The sequence below is a fragment of the Paenibacillus hamazuiensis genome (assembly GCF_023276405.1).
Taxonomy (GTDB): domain Bacteria; phylum Bacillota; class Bacilli; order Paenibacillales; family NBRC-103111; genus Paenibacillus_AF; species Paenibacillus_AF hamazuiensis.
The window spans coordinates 8147622-8163095 of sequence record NZ_JALRMO010000001.1 but is presented as its reverse complement, the minus strand read 5'-3'; the positions used below and the strand labels follow the sequence as shown (position 1 = coordinate 8163095).

At 50.3% G+C, this 15474-nt stretch carries 14 protein-coding genes and 1 pseudogene; 5 read left to right on the top strand and 10 right to left on the bottom strand.

The genetic code is table 11. The features are described 5' to 3' along the window. Positions 1-321 precede the first annotated feature (321 nt). Entirely contained in the window at positions 322-1221 is a 900-nt protein-coding gene (locus MYS68_RS36085; protein WP_248930359.1) for an SDR family oxidoreductase, read from the bottom strand. A 287-nt stretch (positions 1222-1508) separates the two neighbouring features. On the opposite strand from MYS68_RS36085, the gene MYS68_RS36080 reads away from it, so the two are divergent. Continuing rightward, positions 1509-2090, top strand: a complete 582-nt coding sequence (locus tag MYS68_RS36080) for a TetR/AcrR family transcriptional regulator (protein ID WP_248930358.1) — start codon at positions 1509-1511, stop codon at positions 2088-2090. A gap of 165 nt (positions 2091-2255) precedes the next feature. Here MYS68_RS36080 and MYS68_RS36075 read toward each other — a convergent pair whose 3' ends face one another. The 3 genes from MYS68_RS36075 to MYS68_RS36065 form a co-directional block, all read right to left on the bottom strand. Then, positions 2256-2528 carry a zinc-ribbon domain containing protein gene (locus MYS68_RS36075; RefSeq protein WP_248930357.1) on the bottom strand — a complete coding sequence of 91 codons (273 nt, stop codon included), beginning with the start codon at positions 2526-2528 and terminating at the stop codon, positions 2256-2258. A 70-nt stretch (positions 2529-2598) separates the two neighbouring features. Beyond that, complete coding sequence (locus MYS68_RS36070) at positions 2599-2832, bottom strand: hypothetical protein (protein WP_248930356.1); 234 nt, start codon at positions 2830-2832, stop codon at positions 2599-2601. Beyond that, complete coding sequence (locus MYS68_RS36065; RefSeq protein ID WP_248930355.1) at positions 2808-3071, bottom strand: RQC domain-containing protein; 264 nt, start codon at positions 3069-3071, stop codon at positions 2808-2810. The genes MYS68_RS36070 and MYS68_RS36065 overlap by 25 nt, the downstream gene beginning before the upstream one ends. A gap of 63 nt (positions 3072-3134) precedes the next feature. On the opposite strand from MYS68_RS36065, the gene MYS68_RS36060 reads away from it, so the two are divergent. Further along, a complete protein-coding gene (locus MYS68_RS36060; RefSeq protein WP_248930354.1) occupies positions 3135-4028 on the top strand; it encodes a HEAT repeat domain-containing protein in 894 nt (297 codons plus the stop codon). A gap of 30 nt (positions 4029-4058) precedes the next feature. On the opposite strand, the gene MYS68_RS36055 is transcribed toward MYS68_RS36060, so the two are convergent. The 3 genes and pseudogenes from MYS68_RS36055 to MYS68_RS36045 form a co-directional block, all read right to left on the bottom strand. Further along, positions 4059-7115 (bottom strand): DEAD/DEAH box helicase, encoded by a 3057-nt coding sequence (locus tag MYS68_RS36055; RefSeq protein ID WP_420852187.1) that lies wholly within the window; start codon positions 7113-7115, stop codon positions 4059-4061. Beyond that, positions 7103-7156, bottom strand: a pseudogene (locus tag MYS68_RS39230) (hypothetical protein); the annotation flags it as partial. The gene MYS68_RS36055 and the pseudogene MYS68_RS39230, both read right to left, overlap by 13 nt. Positions 7157-7532: 376 nt before the next feature. Continuing rightward, the gene (locus tag MYS68_RS36045; RefSeq protein WP_248930353.1) at positions 7533-7685 is read right to left on the bottom strand and encodes a hypothetical protein; all 153 of its coding nucleotides are present in this window, start codon (positions 7683-7685) and stop codon (positions 7533-7535) included. A 64-nt stretch (positions 7686-7749) separates the two neighbouring features. On the opposite strand from MYS68_RS36045, the gene MYS68_RS36040 reads away from it, so the two are divergent. The 3 genes from MYS68_RS36040 (at position 7750) to MYS68_RS36030 (ending at position 8652) form a co-directional block, all read left to right on the top strand. Further along, positions 7750-7866: a SpoVR family protein gene (locus MYS68_RS36040; protein WP_420852186.1), complete on the top strand. Its 117-nt coding sequence runs from the start codon at positions 7750-7752 to the stop codon at positions 7864-7866. Positions 7867-8012: 146 nt separating this feature from the next. Beyond that, positions 8013-8270, top strand: a complete 258-nt coding sequence (locus MYS68_RS36035) for a hypothetical protein (protein ID WP_248930352.1) — start codon at positions 8013-8015, stop codon at positions 8268-8270. Beyond that, positions 8260-8652, top strand: coding sequence for a retropepsin-like aspartic protease (locus MYS68_RS36030; RefSeq protein WP_248930351.1), 393 nt, complete (start codon positions 8260-8262; stop codon positions 8650-8652). Before MYS68_RS36035 ends, MYS68_RS36030 begins: the two co-directional genes overlap by 11 nt. A 173-nt stretch (positions 8653-8825) precedes the next feature. Here MYS68_RS36030 and MYS68_RS36025 read toward each other — a convergent pair whose 3' ends face one another. The 3 genes from MYS68_RS36025 to hsdR are packed head-to-tail and all read right to left on the bottom strand — an operon-like array spanning position 8826 to position 15037. Further along, positions 8826-10310 (bottom strand): restriction endonuclease subunit S, encoded by a 1485-nt coding sequence (locus tag MYS68_RS36025; protein ID WP_248930350.1) that lies wholly within the window; start codon positions 10308-10310, stop codon positions 8826-8828. Further along, positions 10307-11791 (bottom strand): class I SAM-dependent DNA methyltransferase, encoded by a 1485-nt coding sequence (locus tag MYS68_RS36020; RefSeq protein WP_248930349.1) that lies wholly within the window; start codon positions 11789-11791, stop codon positions 10307-10309. The genes MYS68_RS36025 and MYS68_RS36020 overlap by 4 nt, the downstream gene beginning before the upstream one ends. After that, positions 11792-15037, bottom strand: coding sequence for a type I restriction-modification system endonuclease (gene hsdR / locus MYS68_RS36015; RefSeq protein WP_248930348.1), 3246 nt, complete (start codon positions 15035-15037; stop codon positions 11792-11794). Between the last annotated feature and the right edge of the window lie 437 nt (positions 15038-15474).

The following is a 15474-nucleotide window of genomic DNA, read 5'->3' as shown; positions in this document are numbered from 1 at the left end:
TCCTCTATTTTTTCAATGTGCCTATTTATTCGAGAATAGCGAACGTGGGTTCCGCTATGTTATAAACTACTTGATTTTAACGGATAACAGCTCCAAGGCCTTGGTAAAACCCACGGTCCATGAAAGAATGCGTTAACCTGACAACATGGAGTGCGTGCCTCGAACCTGTGTTTGTCCAGCTTGCCGGAGACGCAAATAAGGCCGCCGCGGACGATCCGGGCAGCCTTTCCTTGCTAACGGAAATTACACGGCTTTAATACTGGCAAAGATGCGCCTCGCCGATTTTACAGCGACCAAACGTCTGTTGGCCGGACTCGGGCGTCAACCATTGGATTGAATCGAAGCCTTCAGGACGTCTTCGAAGGTCATCGGCGGCCGGCCGATGAGACGGGCCAGCGTTGGATCCGTTCGTGCGAATTCGCCTTCCCGGCTCGCGCGAAAGACACCCAGAAGCAGGTCAGCCCTCTCCTCGGGGAGACCGTGAGATATCAAGCGGGCGCGATACTCGTTGTCCGACACGACAATCCGGCGGATCGGGCGGCCGACATGCCCCGAGGCGATCGCCGCGATGCCGTCCATATCAATCGCTTTGGAGCCGGTGAGGGCGGGCGTTACGCCGTCGAGACTCCCTTCGCTTAAGACGACCGCCGTCACCTCGGCCAGGTCGGCGTGAGATGTCCAGGCCACCGGACCGTCCTCCGGAGCGATCAATTCCCCCGTTTTGAGCGCTCCACCGAGCAGCATGAGCGCCGACGCGGTGTAAAAGCCGTTGCGGAGCGACGTGAAAGCCACACCCGAAGCTTTTAGCGCCTCTTCGGCAGCAGCATGGTCAACCATGGGAGCGAATCGCGACGTCCGGGATGAGCCCATCTGGCTTGTGTAAAGGACTCGACCGGCACCGGCCTTCTTCGCCATGTCGATCGCCGTAAGATGCCTGCGGGTGGCAGTCTCTCCCAAGCTGTCGGTTGAAACTATGAGAACCTGCGACGCCCCTTCAAAAGCGCGGGCAAGACTCTCGGGATCGTCGAAATCGCCTTGACGGACACGAACGCCTCGTTCCTTAAGTCCCTGCGCCTTTTTCGGGTCCCGGACACTTACACCGATCTCCTCAGCGGGAACACGTTCAAGCAGCCGCTCCACCACGGCCCGCCCCAGTTGCCCGCCTGCTCCGGTAATAATAATCATGAAAACCACCTCCTCAAAAATCGCGTGACATCGCATCCTCCAAATCGGCTTTCCATCATTTTTTCATACAACATCCATCCTTTCTTGCACTTGGCCGGCTTTAAACGGCGCGTCCGAACGGACACTTTGAAATCCAACAGTGTCGTCTAAGCATCAATATTGTGTATAATACACTGTATATAGAAAAGATAAACGGATTGAGTGAACCGGACAATCAGCAAAAGGCAGTTATCGTTGTATAGACAACATCTGCGCGTTTTTGTTGTCTTGGAGCTCATGGCCGATTCTCGGTTAAAAATCTCATGGTAGGAGTGAGGTCGAATATGCCGGTAAACCCCGACGATCCGCGCGTAAAACGAACGCGTCAGTTGTTAATGCAGTCCTTTATGGAACTGCTTGAACAAAAGAAAAATATTTACTCCATTTCGGTGCAAGACATTGCGACTCGAGCAACAGTCAATCGCGCCACGTTCTATGCCCATTTCGAAGATAAATTTGCTTTTCTGGAGTGTTGGATGAGGGAAAAATTCCAGACGATATTGAAGAAGCGACTGCCGGATTTATCCATTTCGGATATGGGCAGCTTGCGAACCCTCATTCAAACCGTTTTCGATTTTCTTGTCCGTTTCAGGCAGTACTTGAATCCGGGAGACAGACAGTTTGAACCGTTGTTCGAAATCGCGATGCAAAAAGAACTTTATCAGTTGCTGCTCAAGTGGTTGCGTGAGGAGTCGAATGCTCCTGTATCACAAGAGATGGTAGAAGCCACAGCCCTTGTCGTAAGCTGGGGTATATTTGGATCGGCCGTGCAGTGGAGTCGAAGTCCTCAAAATCGTACGGTAGAAGCGATGGTAGAAGACGTACTCAAGGTTGTAGCGGCAGGTTTGGCTCCTGTCATGATATAACCCGCCGGACGGATACTACCGGAGCCCGCAAAATTAAAAAGTCTGCCCGAGTTTGCCTTACGGCGCCCAAGCAGACTTTTTGCCTATTCTATATTAAAAATGGTGCCTATACCCGGAACAACCTACGGAAAAGCGAGCGAAGCCGTCCGTCGTTTACCGGAATTGTCACCAGTCCAGCTCGGACCATAAAAGTCCGTCCCTTAACATACGTTTCTTCTCCCGGCAATCGCTGCACCGTTTGGGAGGGTCCCAACCCCGCATGCGAAAATGATCCTGCTCCTCCACCGTCCAATAAAAGCGCTCGCCGCAGTCCCAGCACTTAATTCGTTCCGGGCCGCGCTGCAGCTGGAGCAGCTCGGAAGCGGGAACAAAACTATCGGCAGGCGCTTCTTCGAGAGTGAATTTTCCTTCGCCCGGATTTTCCAAATGATCGATCACCTTGCGAATCGCCTCCCGCACCTTCCGGAAGTCAAGAGGTTCCCACTGCTCCAGCAGCGGAATATATCGCTTATTGCCGGTCTCCGCAATTTTTTTTAAGAAAAAGCAGGACCGTTTCCCGACTGTTATTCTTGAGATACGGCATGTCCTCCGGCAGTTTGCCCTCTTCCACCCATCCACTCCATTGCTTTAGCCACAGATCCACAGTCTGCTCCCTTTGAATAATCCATCCCTTATCTGAAAAATAAAGCAGCGGCATATCCCCCTGGTAACCGATACTCAAAAATCGTTCTTGATCATCCAATCGACCCGCTCCGTAATTTCCGCCAGCGTGAGCGACCCGTAATAGCCGTACGATACGTTGTCGTACAGCCCAAGCTCCAGCAGCTTCTTGTCGCGCGAGCCTTTTAAAATTTTCGCCAGCAAGTTCCGTCCGGCCTTACCGGCGATACTGTCGGCCGCATGCAAAATGCTGCGAATTTCTTCTTCCTGCAACGCAGGCTCGGTTTTACGTTCAGCTTGCCCTCGCAGCTGTTTCGGCATAACCATCCCTATATAAATCTATTATTATCATATTCATAGCTTAATAAACCACCCTATGAAAGGTTGATATTTATCGAGCTGACGCCCGACCAAGTAAAGCCGTTTATTTTACATCCGGAACCTGCGGTATCGCATGCCGCGCTCGAATATTTTGCCGATAGCAACCTGCACCTCGGCGATCTGTCGCTGATGCCTCTCGTGCTGCAAAGACTTCAGCAAGTCAAGAAGGGCGAAATCTTCCACTTGCATGAAGCGTACCATTTTCCGCAAACTGAAGAAACGGTTACCGAATTGCTGAAGCTGCTGAGCTCGCCGGATTTTGATCATAATACCCAGTTTCATTTAACAAGAATCCTCCTTCACAGCGATTTATCCCTGCTTGCACCTCATCTGGAGGTTTTACGCCCGCATCAAGAATTTATGATCCGTCTCCAAAACAGAATGGACATCGCCGGCATGTCCAATGACGAGCTGTTCGAAGCATTCCAGCTATTTCTTAAAGGAACCCGCGGCAAATATTATAACGAAATCGACACTTTCTATGGAGAAGAACTGGTAGGCGAGCTTGCCCGGCGCAGGTGCTTGTCAGACGACCGGGTCTTGCATACGCTCGATTCCGACGATCCTTACGATCTTGGTTATGACACGATCTATTATGTGCAATTAGCCGGGGAGATGCAGCTCGAAGCCGCGATTCCCCATCTGTGCCGCTTTCTCAGTTCGGAGGACGATATTTTGCCTGCTAAAGCAGCGAGAGCGCTTGTCCGCATCGGCACGGAGTCTGTCATCATAACCTTGACGGAAGCTTATAAGACTGCCTCGGAAAAATTCTTCAGGCTGTTCGCGTCAGACGTATTCGGCAAAATCAAGCTGCCCGTATCGGGAAGAAGTACAAGAAGTGCTGCGGGAGTGCGTAGAGCGGCGCCCGCAGATTGCCAATATACCGCTATCATCTAAAGAAGGCGCCGCCCGTTGCGGCGCCATATTTCAAAGCTTAAGCAGCTCGCGGATATCCTCCTCCGTAAGCGATGCCAGCGCTTCTTCTCCAGGCTGAACGATGGCGTCGATCAAGTCCTTTTTCCGCTGCTGGAGCTCGTACATTTTCTCCTCAATCGTCCCTTCCGTTATGAGACGGATAACATGGACGACGTTTTTCTGCCCGATCCGGTGGGCACGATCAGCTGCTTGCTGTTCGACTGCCGGGTTCCACCACAAATCGAACAATATGACGGTATCGGCTCCGGTCAGGTTCAGTCCCGTTCCGCCCGCTTTGAGAGAAATCAGGAATATATCCGTCTCGCCTTCATTAAACCGTCGGCACAATTCGACGCGTTCACTGGGTTTGGTAGATCCGTCAAGATAAAAATAAGACCATCCGCGCCTTGCCAGTTCCTCCCTAATAATAGCGAGCATCTCGGTAAACTGTGAAAAAACGAGCATCCTTTTACCTGACCCCAGGCATTCCTCAAGCAATTCGAGCAGCTGCTCCAGCTTGCCGGATGCTCCTTTATAATTGTCGATAAAAAGCGAAGGATGACAGCATAGCTGGCGCAGCCTGGTTAGTCCGGCCAATATTTTCATCCTGCTCTTCTGAAAGCCTTCCGCCTGCAGCTGCTCGGTGGTTTCCTTCTGTAGCCGCAGCAGGTAAGCCATATACAGCTTTTTCTGCTCGGGCAGCAGCTCCGACGTTTGCAGCGTTTCGATTTTGTCCGGCAGCTCGGCAAGCACATCCTTTTTCAACCGCCGCAGCAGGAACGGGCGAATTTTACGCGCCACCAGCGCGGGCTCGAGATCGCTGAACGCCTTGCGGCTTGCAAACAGCTCCGGAAATACCGCGTCCATGATCGACCAAAGCTCCTCCAGCCGGTTTTCAACCGGCGTACCGGTCAGCGCGAATCGATGTGCGGCCGATATCGATTTAACCGCCTGGGCTGTTTGCGTCGTATTGTTCTTGATGGCCTGAGCCTCGTCCAGAAACACCGCATGGAATGTCTGCGCAGCGTACCAGTCCGCATCCCGGCGCAGCAGCGGGTAGGAGGTAATGAGCACATCGGCTTCCCCGGCCTGCTCGAATACTGCGTCGCGTTCGACTTTGGTGCCGGCCGCCACAGCCGCCTTCAGGTGCGGCGCGAATTTCGTCAGCTCATTTTTCCAGTTGTACACCAGGGAAGCCGGGCATACGATCAGCACAGGCGCTCCCTCGAAGCTATTTCGTTCTCTCTCGGAGGCGATATATGCGATGCTTTGCAGCGTTTTACCGAGCCCCATATCGTCCGCGAGAATTCCGCCGAACCCGTAGTAGCCGATCATTTTCATCCACTGAAAGCCGTACTTCTGGTAGTCCCGCAGCACCGGGGCGAGTGCGGACGGCAGCTCGAAGTCGAGATTGTCCGGATTTCTCAGATTGTCCAGCAGCCTCCTGAGCGATTTTCCGAGCTTGACGTTCGCGGCCCCGCCCCCTCCCTGCTCATGCAGGGAAAGCCCTCGCACAACGGGCAGCTGAATGTTCTCCCCCTTGAGCTCCGACTTGCGAATGCCCAGCTCTTCGAACAACCGGCCAATTTCGCGAAATCCCTCTTCCTCCAAAGAGACAAACGCTCCGTTCGACAGGCGGTGGTACCTCTTCTTCTCCACGAGCGAGCGGAGCAGTTGAACGAGCTCCTTCTCCTCCACGCCGTCCAGGTCAAAACGGACTTCCAGCCAGTTCATGTCCGAATTGGCATCCACGGTCGCACGCGGCCTTAGCCCTCTGGAGGAACGCGCCGCCTGAACGGCAGGAGAGGCGAATACGTCGGCTATCCGCTGCAGCTGCTCCAGCCCGCCGAACAGAAACTCGTATTCCGCTTCCTCCGAATCGATGGCGAGTTCATACCCAAGCTGGCGAAAGGAGGCTTGCCGCAGCAGGTCAAGCACGGCCCACTCCCGTTCCGGCTCCCGCATCACAATATGTCCGAACGTACCTTCCTCACCGGCGCACGTTTGCAGCGGCCAAAAATGAATATCTCCGTATACGAACTCTACTTTTGCGCTGAGTAATCCATCCGGCCGGTCCAAATATACGTTCGCCCGCAAAGGCTCGCTGATAACCCGTTCCGCGATGCTTTGATCTACACCGAATTCGCCGATTCGCTTCAACACCGGCACGACCCGCTGCAGGTAGGCATCGACCTTCTCAGACGGAATCGTGATTTTCCCGTCCGAGGTTTGTTTCGAAAGAGCTTGCAGCTGCGACAACCGGGATATCGTCGCCGCATCCATTCGATATAAGCTCCCGTCCTCCACGACGGCAAAGCCGTAACTGGGGATAAACTTCAGCTCGTGCAAACCCTTCAGTTCCAGCTTGTACGCACTCTCTATCGGCCCTTGTTCGAGCCAAAATAGGATAGGCGCGTTCCCTTCCCTTACGTCGAGCTTGCTAAGCGTTTTGCCACCGATTACGAAGCTGACCGCCGATTCCGACAGCTTCGGCAGCAGTGCCTCCCAAACCGCAGGCGGAATGTAAAGCGCCCTGTCCCCGCCTGACGAGTTGTAGGAATACGGATTCGAAATTGCTTTATAAGCCTGCTCATTCCGGTACGTTTCCCGAAGCAGGCGGATTATTTCCGCGTCAGTCTCGCTGAACAGGTGAACGGTCGGGTCAAACAAGAAGAGCTTTGTAAAAGCGATCGGTTTCCTTTTTTCCAGCGCATCAAGAAACTCTTTGATTCTTTGTACGACATACAGCTTTCCAGGCCCAACCTTTATCTCCAGCCATATTCCGGAGTGATAACCTGTCTCGATTCGGCATGAATATTCGACTGCGACCTGCTGCTTGACTTGAACGACCTCCGCCGATCGTGCCGGGACATTCGCCGGCCGCTCGAACAATGCAAGGACGGCGCCGGCAATTCGAACGTCCCCTTCCGGAATGGCCGGGGAGGGGGCGGCGGCATCGCATTCTGCGGTGGGGCCAAGCTTCCGCCATGTTGGGCATGCGCCTCGATCTGGAGAAGAACGGCCGCTATGTGCTTGCAGTATTCGGAGTACGATCCGAATGCGGGGCATTCGCACTCTGCTTCGATGTCTCCCGTATGCTCATCGATCATGACCGATACGTTGTATTTTCGCTTCCCATCACGACCGCATAATATGTCTCATTACTCGGGTCGTAGGTGAGCTGCCGCACCCTCTTGGCACGAAAGTAACTTTCCCCGCGGCTATAGGAAGTCGTTCCGCAAAGCGACTTGATTTCTCTTTTTGATAATGATGCACCGAAAGACATGTTTCAACGAACCCTTTCTTTTTGAACTCGGATAGCCGGTCCATTAGCTTGTTTTAATCATACTACAAGCGAACCCGCAAAGCATTACGCTGGTGAAGGAAAGCTGGGGGCCCCGTATTCAAATAAAAAAAATCTGCGTAAGCTACGGGAATTTTACCCGAAGTTTGCGCAGATTTTGTAGAATGAGAGGTTTTTGGGGTTTATTCCGACGGTGCATCTTCGATCAGCCGCAAAATACAAGTGTTAAATTGCACAACACCTTGAATGAATTCTTCAGCAATCTCACGATCGAAAAACACTTCTGTGTTATAGTCCGCGTCAGAACGAACCGGCCCGTTAATCTTCTTTGTCACAATCCAGTTTTTCCTCAGCCTTTCGGAGCACCGCCAGCTTGGCCTTATCATTGTAGGGCAAGTTTTGCTGCTGTTCATCGAGGGGCACGCAGCATATCTCGAAAATTGGCATCGCCATCGCCATATCCTGACGATGCTGCGCGACGAGATGCCTTATTTCTGGCCGCAGATCGAGACGTAAATTATGAACGAAGGCTTAGCGGCGTTTCGCCAAGGTACTTACGCAAATAAGCTCTCCACGAACGGTCAGGGATCGACAGGAGAGCTTTATTGTTGCCTGTTTTCTGATACAATAAAGGTATCAGAAACCATATGGAGGTGCAAGCAATGCAATGGGAAGAAGTTCGTAAGATTTACCCTGATCAGTACGTAAAACTGCAAATCCTCACTTCCCACACCGAAGGCAATACTAAATACGTCGATGAGGTTGCCTTGATTAAAGCCATCCAGGATCCTAGAGAAGCAACCCATGAATTGCTTCGTTCGAAGGACGGCATCATTGTATCCCACACCTCGAATGAAGAATTGAAGATCGAACTCCGTACACTTCGAGGCTTACGGGGAGTTATCCAATATGAAAATTGATCTCGTAGAAAGACTACTTCAGACCTCGATAACAATAAATTACAAGGGACAAGCCCTCATTATAGATAAGCTGGTCATTGATACCGGTGCTTCTCATACGCTCCTCTCCGTCGATGCAGTAGCCGATGTTGGGGTTTACTTTGAAACCGGAGACGAAATAATCAGCGCCTTCGGCATCGGCGGCGAGGAGAGCTGCTTTAGAAAAACGTTTGATTCTGTGACTTTAGGCGACTTCCAGATTGAGAACTTCAAACTCGATGTAGGCGCTCTACATGAGAAGCTTGAGATTAATGGGCTTCTGGGATTGGATTTGCTTATGGCGGCAAATATAGTGCTTGATTTATCGGAACTAACAATGTTTTCTGCAAAAGGAAAAAGCTAAGCTACCATTTTAGGCAACCTAACTTTTATTAGAACTAAATTCTTCTGAAGAAATTTCCTCGCTTCCCACATCGAAAATTGTGTCCCACACCGCGAATGAAGAATTAAAAATCGAGACTCACACAATTCTAGGCTATCGGGAAGCAGGCAATTTAGAAATTTATGAATATTTGATTAAGCAAACACAGGGTCTTCAGTGGCATCATTTGTTCCAAGTTCCCCTCTAAACGCTTTTGACAAAGTTGCTGAAATTATCGAATCAAAGGAGCTCATCAAGTCAATATTAGCTATTGCTGAATCTTCGATGTATAATAGTTCCTTAATTCTCTTTACGATCTGTATTTGTTCTTCATAAGGAGGAAGTGGGACAAGTGTTGATGAAAGTTCTTCAGTATTTATATTATTAATTCCTGCTGAAGATTTTGTTTTATTAAAAAACTGTCTTCTTGTTGATTCCGACTTAAGAAGAAAATAAACATACTCTGGAAGAACACCGATCGTGCGAATCCTTATTAAGTAAGATGCAAATGCATACCCATTACAATTTTCGCCAACAATTGCACACTTACCAACTAAGTCTTTACTTCCGTTAGAACGGATGATTAAGATGTCACCCTCTGAAACGGTATTACTACTATCAACCTCAGTTTCTGAAAGGTACTTCAAATCATCCAATTCTATGCTAGTATCACCTATATTCGGAATTCGCAATACTGGAGTCCCTTTGTTGTTATAATCGCTTTTCGAAGAAGTACCATATCTGAAATCGTAAACAATATCCCCTAATGAACAATAAATCCAATCTGGGGGTAGTTCAACATCAATTTTCGGTTTTAATGTGAGCGTCTTAATTTTCTGAGGCCTTTTTTCTCCGTTTCTAGTTGCCATTGCAAGATCATCGTTATATTTTCGAAGTTTCAATTCATTAATTTCGTTCAAGAGAATTTTCCCGGATTTATGGTATGTATTCTCCACCCGCCACCTCTTCGTCAACTCCCCACGAAAAGCCTTGTCCAAAATAGCCGCTCGACGAAGTTCAAAGGTTTCTTTGGCTTCTTCAATTAATTGTTTGGCTTGATTGATTTTGTCCAAAAGTCGTTCAACTTTGTCGGCAATTCGTTTTTGTTCGTTTAGAGGCGGGAGTGGGAACTTTAATGATTCAATCATCTTTCCACTGATATTGGGTTGAGCTCCCCCATAAGATAATTCATAAATTTCTTGAGACGATTTAATTACAAAGTAATTTTTGTATTTTCTGTACAGTACATTTTCATCAATTTCTTTAATATTACCGACCCGTTGATTTTGTAGAGCAATTTCATCAGACTCGTATATACCTGTTTTTCCAGTAGTTGCACCAGACATCGCAATTAGTAGATCCCCTCTTCGAATTAGATACTTTTCGTCAAGTAGCGATGCCGGAACTTTAACAGCATTCTCAGTATTTGTATCTAAACCCTTGATATCTGATATTCTTATTACTGGAATACCATCTTCACAATAATCATTACTTTTAAACGCGTAACCATTGATTAGACGAGCAACATAACCGAACCACACCCAAACCCAATTCCCCGGCACCTGATAAGGCTGCTCCTCCTCCGGCACCAAAGCTTCCTTCAGCAGCTCCTCAACCGACCTGGCATCCTTCTTACTCATTTGCCATACACCCCGGAAGCCTCGGCAACCTTTAACAACGCCGGCTTGCTCTCTTTATATCCATCCTCTTTCGCCTCAACGGCCTTCAATTCTGCAACCACTTCGCCAAGCAAAGCTAATGCCTCTTCCAGCTTCGCCATCGCTTCTTCCGCCGAGTCGATCGGATCGGGAAGATTATCGTAGGCGGACAATGACTCATCGGCGATTAGGCCGATATCCAGGCTATCGTCCTTCTTGCGAATCTCCTCGCGGGTAAATACATTGAAACGTTCGTCTTCGACTTTCGTGCGATCCTCGGCCGTATAAGCGGCAACAAATGCATCAAAGTGAGACTCCGTCAGCGGAGTACGTTTACCGAAGCTCGGCATGTTTGTCCGCAGATCGTACACCCATACCTCTTTTGTGCTGTCCTTATCTGTCTTTTCGCGGGTGAAAAACAGCACGTTCGTCTTTACGCCCTGTGCGTAGAAGATCCCGGTCGGCAGCCGCAGAATCGTATGCAGGTTACACTTGTCCATCAAGTCGGCGCGAATTTTTGCGCCGACGCCGCTCTCGAACAGCACGTTGTCCGGCAGAACCACCGCCGCGCGCGCCTTACCGTTCGGTTTCAAGGCACGGTAAATATGCTGAAGAAAATTCAGCTGTTTATTCGTCGTCGCAAACGTCAGATCGTCGCGCGTAGGGCGTTCTCCGCCCTGCTTCGTGCCAAATGGCGGATTGGTCATGATCACGTCGTAGTTTTTCAGGTCTTTGCCATCGTCGGACAACGTATCGCCCAAAATAATCTCGCCATGAATATCGTGCAGCATCGCATTCATCATCGCCAAGCGATGCGTATCTTTGACCAGCTCAACACCGGTGAAGGCCTGGTATTTCTGGAACTCGGCTTCTTTTTCGCCAAGATCGAAATAATCGTCCGTCTTGCTGCGAACATGCCGGTCCGCGGCGATCATAAAACCGAAAGTTCCCGCGGCGGGGTCATTGCATCGCTCCCCCGGTTGGGGATCCACCAGCTTGACGATGACGTCGATCAGCGGACGCGGAGTGAAATATTGCCCCGCTCCGGACTTCGTCTCGCTGGCGTTCTTTTCGAGCAGCCCCTCGTACAGATCGCCGAGACCTTCTTCCTTCGCGCTGTACCAATCGAGCTGATCGATGGACGTAATGATTTTCTCCAGATTTTTAGGTTCGTTGATATTGGAGGTGGCATTCATGTAGATCATCTTGATCGTCTCGTTGCCTTGATTGCCGAGGTCAAGAAGCAGTTGGCGGTAATGCTGTTGCAAGGCGAGACCATGTTTATCCTTCAAGGAATCCCAGCGATAATGTTCCGGCAGCATGCCTTCGTTATCGGTTTCCTTCATCATTTTCAAAAAGAGCAAATACGTCAGTTCCGTCACATATTGATGATATGTGATGCCGTCGTCACGAAGTACGTTGCATAAGTTCCAAAGCTTCTGTACAATTTCCTGATTACCCATTTATGCAAGATCCCTCTTTTCTGGTGTATATAGCGCTGTGTTGATAGTCGTGACGATCTTGTCGATCTCGCCGTCGAAAATTTTATTCAGCTGCTTATAGCCGCCCTTGCTCTTGAACGGCTCCACATCGAAAGCATTCTCCGGATTCGGATCCAGCACCGACTCCTGCAGCAGCTGCTTTTCGATGCGCTTCAGCCAATCCTTCTGGACCTTCGACCAGACCTTCATATCATAAATCTTTTTCATCGCGCCCTCAATACGCTCTTCATGGCTGATTAACGGATCGCCCAGCGCTTGCTGACGAATGAAGCTGATGATGTCCGCCGCGATATCTTCGTTTTTCGCATCGCGCCATGCCGTTTGCAGCGCCTTCTCCGAATACCCTTGTTGATCAAGCGCCACTCGCAGCTTGCGCAGTTCCTCGCGGGTGAGGTCGCTCGGACGCGTACAAATAATCGTAAGAGCCGGAATAAGGTTCAAATTTTCCTTAATAAAAGAATGGAACCCTTCCAAATAGTCCTCCGGTTTCTGGGCATTGCCGTATCCCCGGGAAGTGGAAAGCAGCTTGTCCTCATGATCGGAAATATAGATGCGATGCGCCCTGCCGCGATTTTCGTCGATAAATCCGACCAATGTTTTCCTGGTTTGCAATTCGGAGCCGGTCTCCAGAGCGCTTTTGTTCTTAAGCGATTGAATAAACTCATCTATGCTCAGCCCGCCCGACAGCGCTTTAAAGTCCTCGTGATCCTTGGCCGTCCAGGTGCGCTTTTTGCGCTGTATTTTGGCGATGATTTCATCCTTGTGCTGTTTCCCTAGTTCCTCGCTGTGGATCTGGACAAGCTCGGTTATGAGCATATCCAGCGTAACGGACGGTCTGGTCGCAACCGGCTTCATATCCGTGTACGGCTTCAAGCTTTCGTAGATCCCCACCGCGTCAAAAATCATGAAATGATCTTTCCCGATCTCATCGCAGCGTCTGGTCGCTCTCCCCAGCATCTGCTCGTACAATATCCGCGAACGCACGCGGCGCAGAAACACAAGATTCGTAATGCTCGGAATATCGACACCCGTTGTCAGCAAATCCACGGTAACCACGACATTAGGGAGGCGTTCGTTCTTGAAAAGCTTGATCGCATGTAGGGGATCTTTGATCGATCCGGTAATTTTCATCACTGCGTTATCGTCTACGGCTCCGTATACCTTCTCCAGCTCTTCCTTGAAAATACGCACGACCGTATCGGCATGATCGTCGGTTGCCGCGAAAATAAGCGTCTTCCCGTCCGATTCCGGATCGATATATTGAGTGAGCTCCCGTAAAATAACCCGGTTGAAGTTCTCCGTAACGACGGTCTTATTGAACTGTGTGACTTCAATATTGATTTCGTCCTGGAGCAGCTCTTTTTCTATACTGCCGGTGGATACATCGTACACCGCCACTTCTTCCCCGACCCGCCACTTGATGCCGTTTTTCTTCAGCAGGGTTTCGAATTGCATCGGAGGTTCGTGATCGATGAGGTAGCCGTCGATCACCGCTTCGCGATACGAATAGTTGAATACGGGGCGTCCGAATATCTCAACCGTATGTAAGGCCGGAGTCGCCGTTAATCCGATCCGGACAGCATCGAAATAATCCAGCACCTTGCGGTACTTGCTCACATAATCTTCGTGATCGCGGAATGCCAGTTCGAGCTCCGACATTTCTTTATCCAGCGTATAACCGCGGTGGGCCTCGTCGACAAGGATACAGTCGTATTGATCGACTGATGGAATATCGGCGTCCGATTCGTTATAGAACAAGCGTTTGATCATGCCCTGCACAGTAGCGATCTGGACTTTCGTCTCGTGATTCGGCTTCTTGTCATCCAAGGTTTGCAGCTCGAAAATTTCCGTAAAAGAGTGATAGCTCTCCAGCTTCGAGTCCTTGAACGCCGCCTCCGCCTGACGTCCAAGAGCCGACCGATCGACTAAAAAAAGAATGCGCTTGAAGCGGTTGTGCTTGATGAGACGGTAAATCAGGCCGATCGCCATCCGGGTTTTGCCCGTACCCGTCGCCATCGCAAGCAGTATCTTGCGTTCTCCGGATGCTATAGCACGTTCAACGGACAAGATCGCATCTTCCTGATACGGACGCAGCTTGAGGTAATCCAACGTTTCGTCCTGAAGCGCTTGGGCCGCTTGATCGAGATCCTGCTGCAGCAGACTCTTGAGCCCTTGCGGCGAATACCACGCTTGCAGCGGGCGCGGATGATTCGTCGATTTGCGGGCATCGAGAAACCAAATGCCCGACATCGTCTTGAGCTGTTCCAAGTACGGGCGTCCGTTTGTAGAGAACAGAAACGGGACCTGATAATTCCCCCACGGACCGTAAATAATCTCATCGCCGTGACGTACGACCTGCATGGCATACTTCTTGGCCTGCGCGATATCCGCTTCTACGTTCTTGCTCATCCTTTTGGCTTCGACGATGCCGACAAGCTCTAACCCGCAGAATAGCGCATAGTCCGCATAGCCTGTTTTAAGCGCCCACTCCGCGATCGCCAAGTTTCGTCCCTTCTCCGGGCGAACGCCAAGACCGTAACGGAGCGTCTGCGAGTCGGCTTCCCAGCCGGCTTGACGCAGCTTCTCATCAATGATGAGTCTCGTCTCGGCTTCCGTTAATGCAAACGCGCTGCCTGCCTGCTTGGATTTCGCATGGCGCTTCTTCTTATCCTCATTCGTCACTGTTAGCTGCTGCTGGCGAAGCAGCGCCAGCTCCTGCTGCAACTCTTCCATTTTATCTTCATAGGACTGCGTAAGCTGAGCCAGTTGTTCCTGGTTGGCAACCGTATCCTGCTGCACCGGCTCGACGTAATCGGGTGCTTGAAATTCCCAATCTCCGTAAACCTGCATAAACCATACGCTAAGACGGAACGCCAGCTGCGTCAGAGTACGCGCCTCTCCGGTCGATCCGTAACCGGCCTCGTGTGCGGCCTTGTTTCCTATTTTTCGAAGCGTATGAAGCATGTCCACGATCTCATCGGTCAGCAAATCTTCCCGTTGCAGCTGCGAGAGCCGCTCAACTTGCGTCAGCTCTTTCGCCTCGTCCATCGCTTCCAACGCGCATATGTATTTTGTTAGAGTTTCACCAAACATGCGAAGCTTGATTAACGATGTATTCGGGTCCACGAAGAGATTGCGTTCCGCCATCTCCCCCAAGTCGGATAATATGTTCCAACGGCTTGTTAAAAATCCAAAATTTCCGCCCAACCAGCTGCACCTCCGGTACCAAACGATTAGTTCCGCAGTAACGGTTTTTATGGTTGTATTCGACATCTATACCATTAAAACCTGCAAATTTGGAAATTTTAAACGAACCATGTAATTAAAAAAAGTCCGCTTGTTCTCCAGCACCTACGTGTGAGGAGTAAGCCGACTTTGCAGGTTTATATTGAACATAACATAAAACCGAAGCATGATGTATTCTTAGGACTTGCTCATCCCTCTCTCATTCCCCAAAGCCCGTCCCCCCGCTCAAAATCCGCGCCCGTCCTTCTCACATATCCACCTCTTTCGTGAATATATTGGTAACAAGCTATATTTTTTTATATAGTTTCCGGCCCTTTTGTCACCTCGCCATGCTGCAAAGAAACGTCGAACGTTCCTGCGGCATTTAGCATGTCAAAAGCATTTCAAACAGGAGGTGT

Excerpts from the sequence above, each read along its gene's own strand:
- MYS68_RS36085 (WP_248930359.1), bottom strand. The coding sequence starts at position 1,221 with ATGCGATGTCACGCGATTTTTGAGGAGGTGGTTTTCATGATTATTATT.
- MYS68_RS36080 (WP_248930358.1), top strand. The coding sequence starts at position 1,509 with ATGCCGGTAAACCCCGACGATCCGCGCGTAAAACGAACGCGTCAGTTG.
- MYS68_RS36065 (WP_248930355.1), bottom strand. The coding sequence starts at position 3,071 with ATGCCGAAACAGCTGCGAGGGCAAGCTGAACGTAAAACCGAGCCTGCG.
- MYS68_RS36055 (WP_420852187.1), bottom strand. The coding sequence starts at position 7,115 with ATGCCCCGCATTCGGATCGTACTCCGAATACTGCAAGCACATAGCGGC.
- MYS68_RS36035 (WP_248930352.1), top strand. The coding sequence starts at position 8,013 with ATGCAATGGGAAGAAGTTCGTAAGATTTACCCTGATCAGTACGTAAAA.
- MYS68_RS36030 (WP_248930351.1), top strand. The coding sequence starts at position 8,260 with ATGAAAATTGATCTCGTAGAAAGACTACTTCAGACCTCGATAACAATA.
- MYS68_RS36025 (WP_248930350.1), bottom strand. The coding sequence starts at position 10,310 with ATGAGTAAGAAGGATGCCAGGTCGGTTGAGGAGCTGCTGAAGGAAGCT.
- MYS68_RS36020 (WP_248930349.1), bottom strand. The coding sequence starts at position 11,791 with ATGGGTAATCAGGAAATTGTACAGAAGCTTTGGAACTTATGCAACGTA.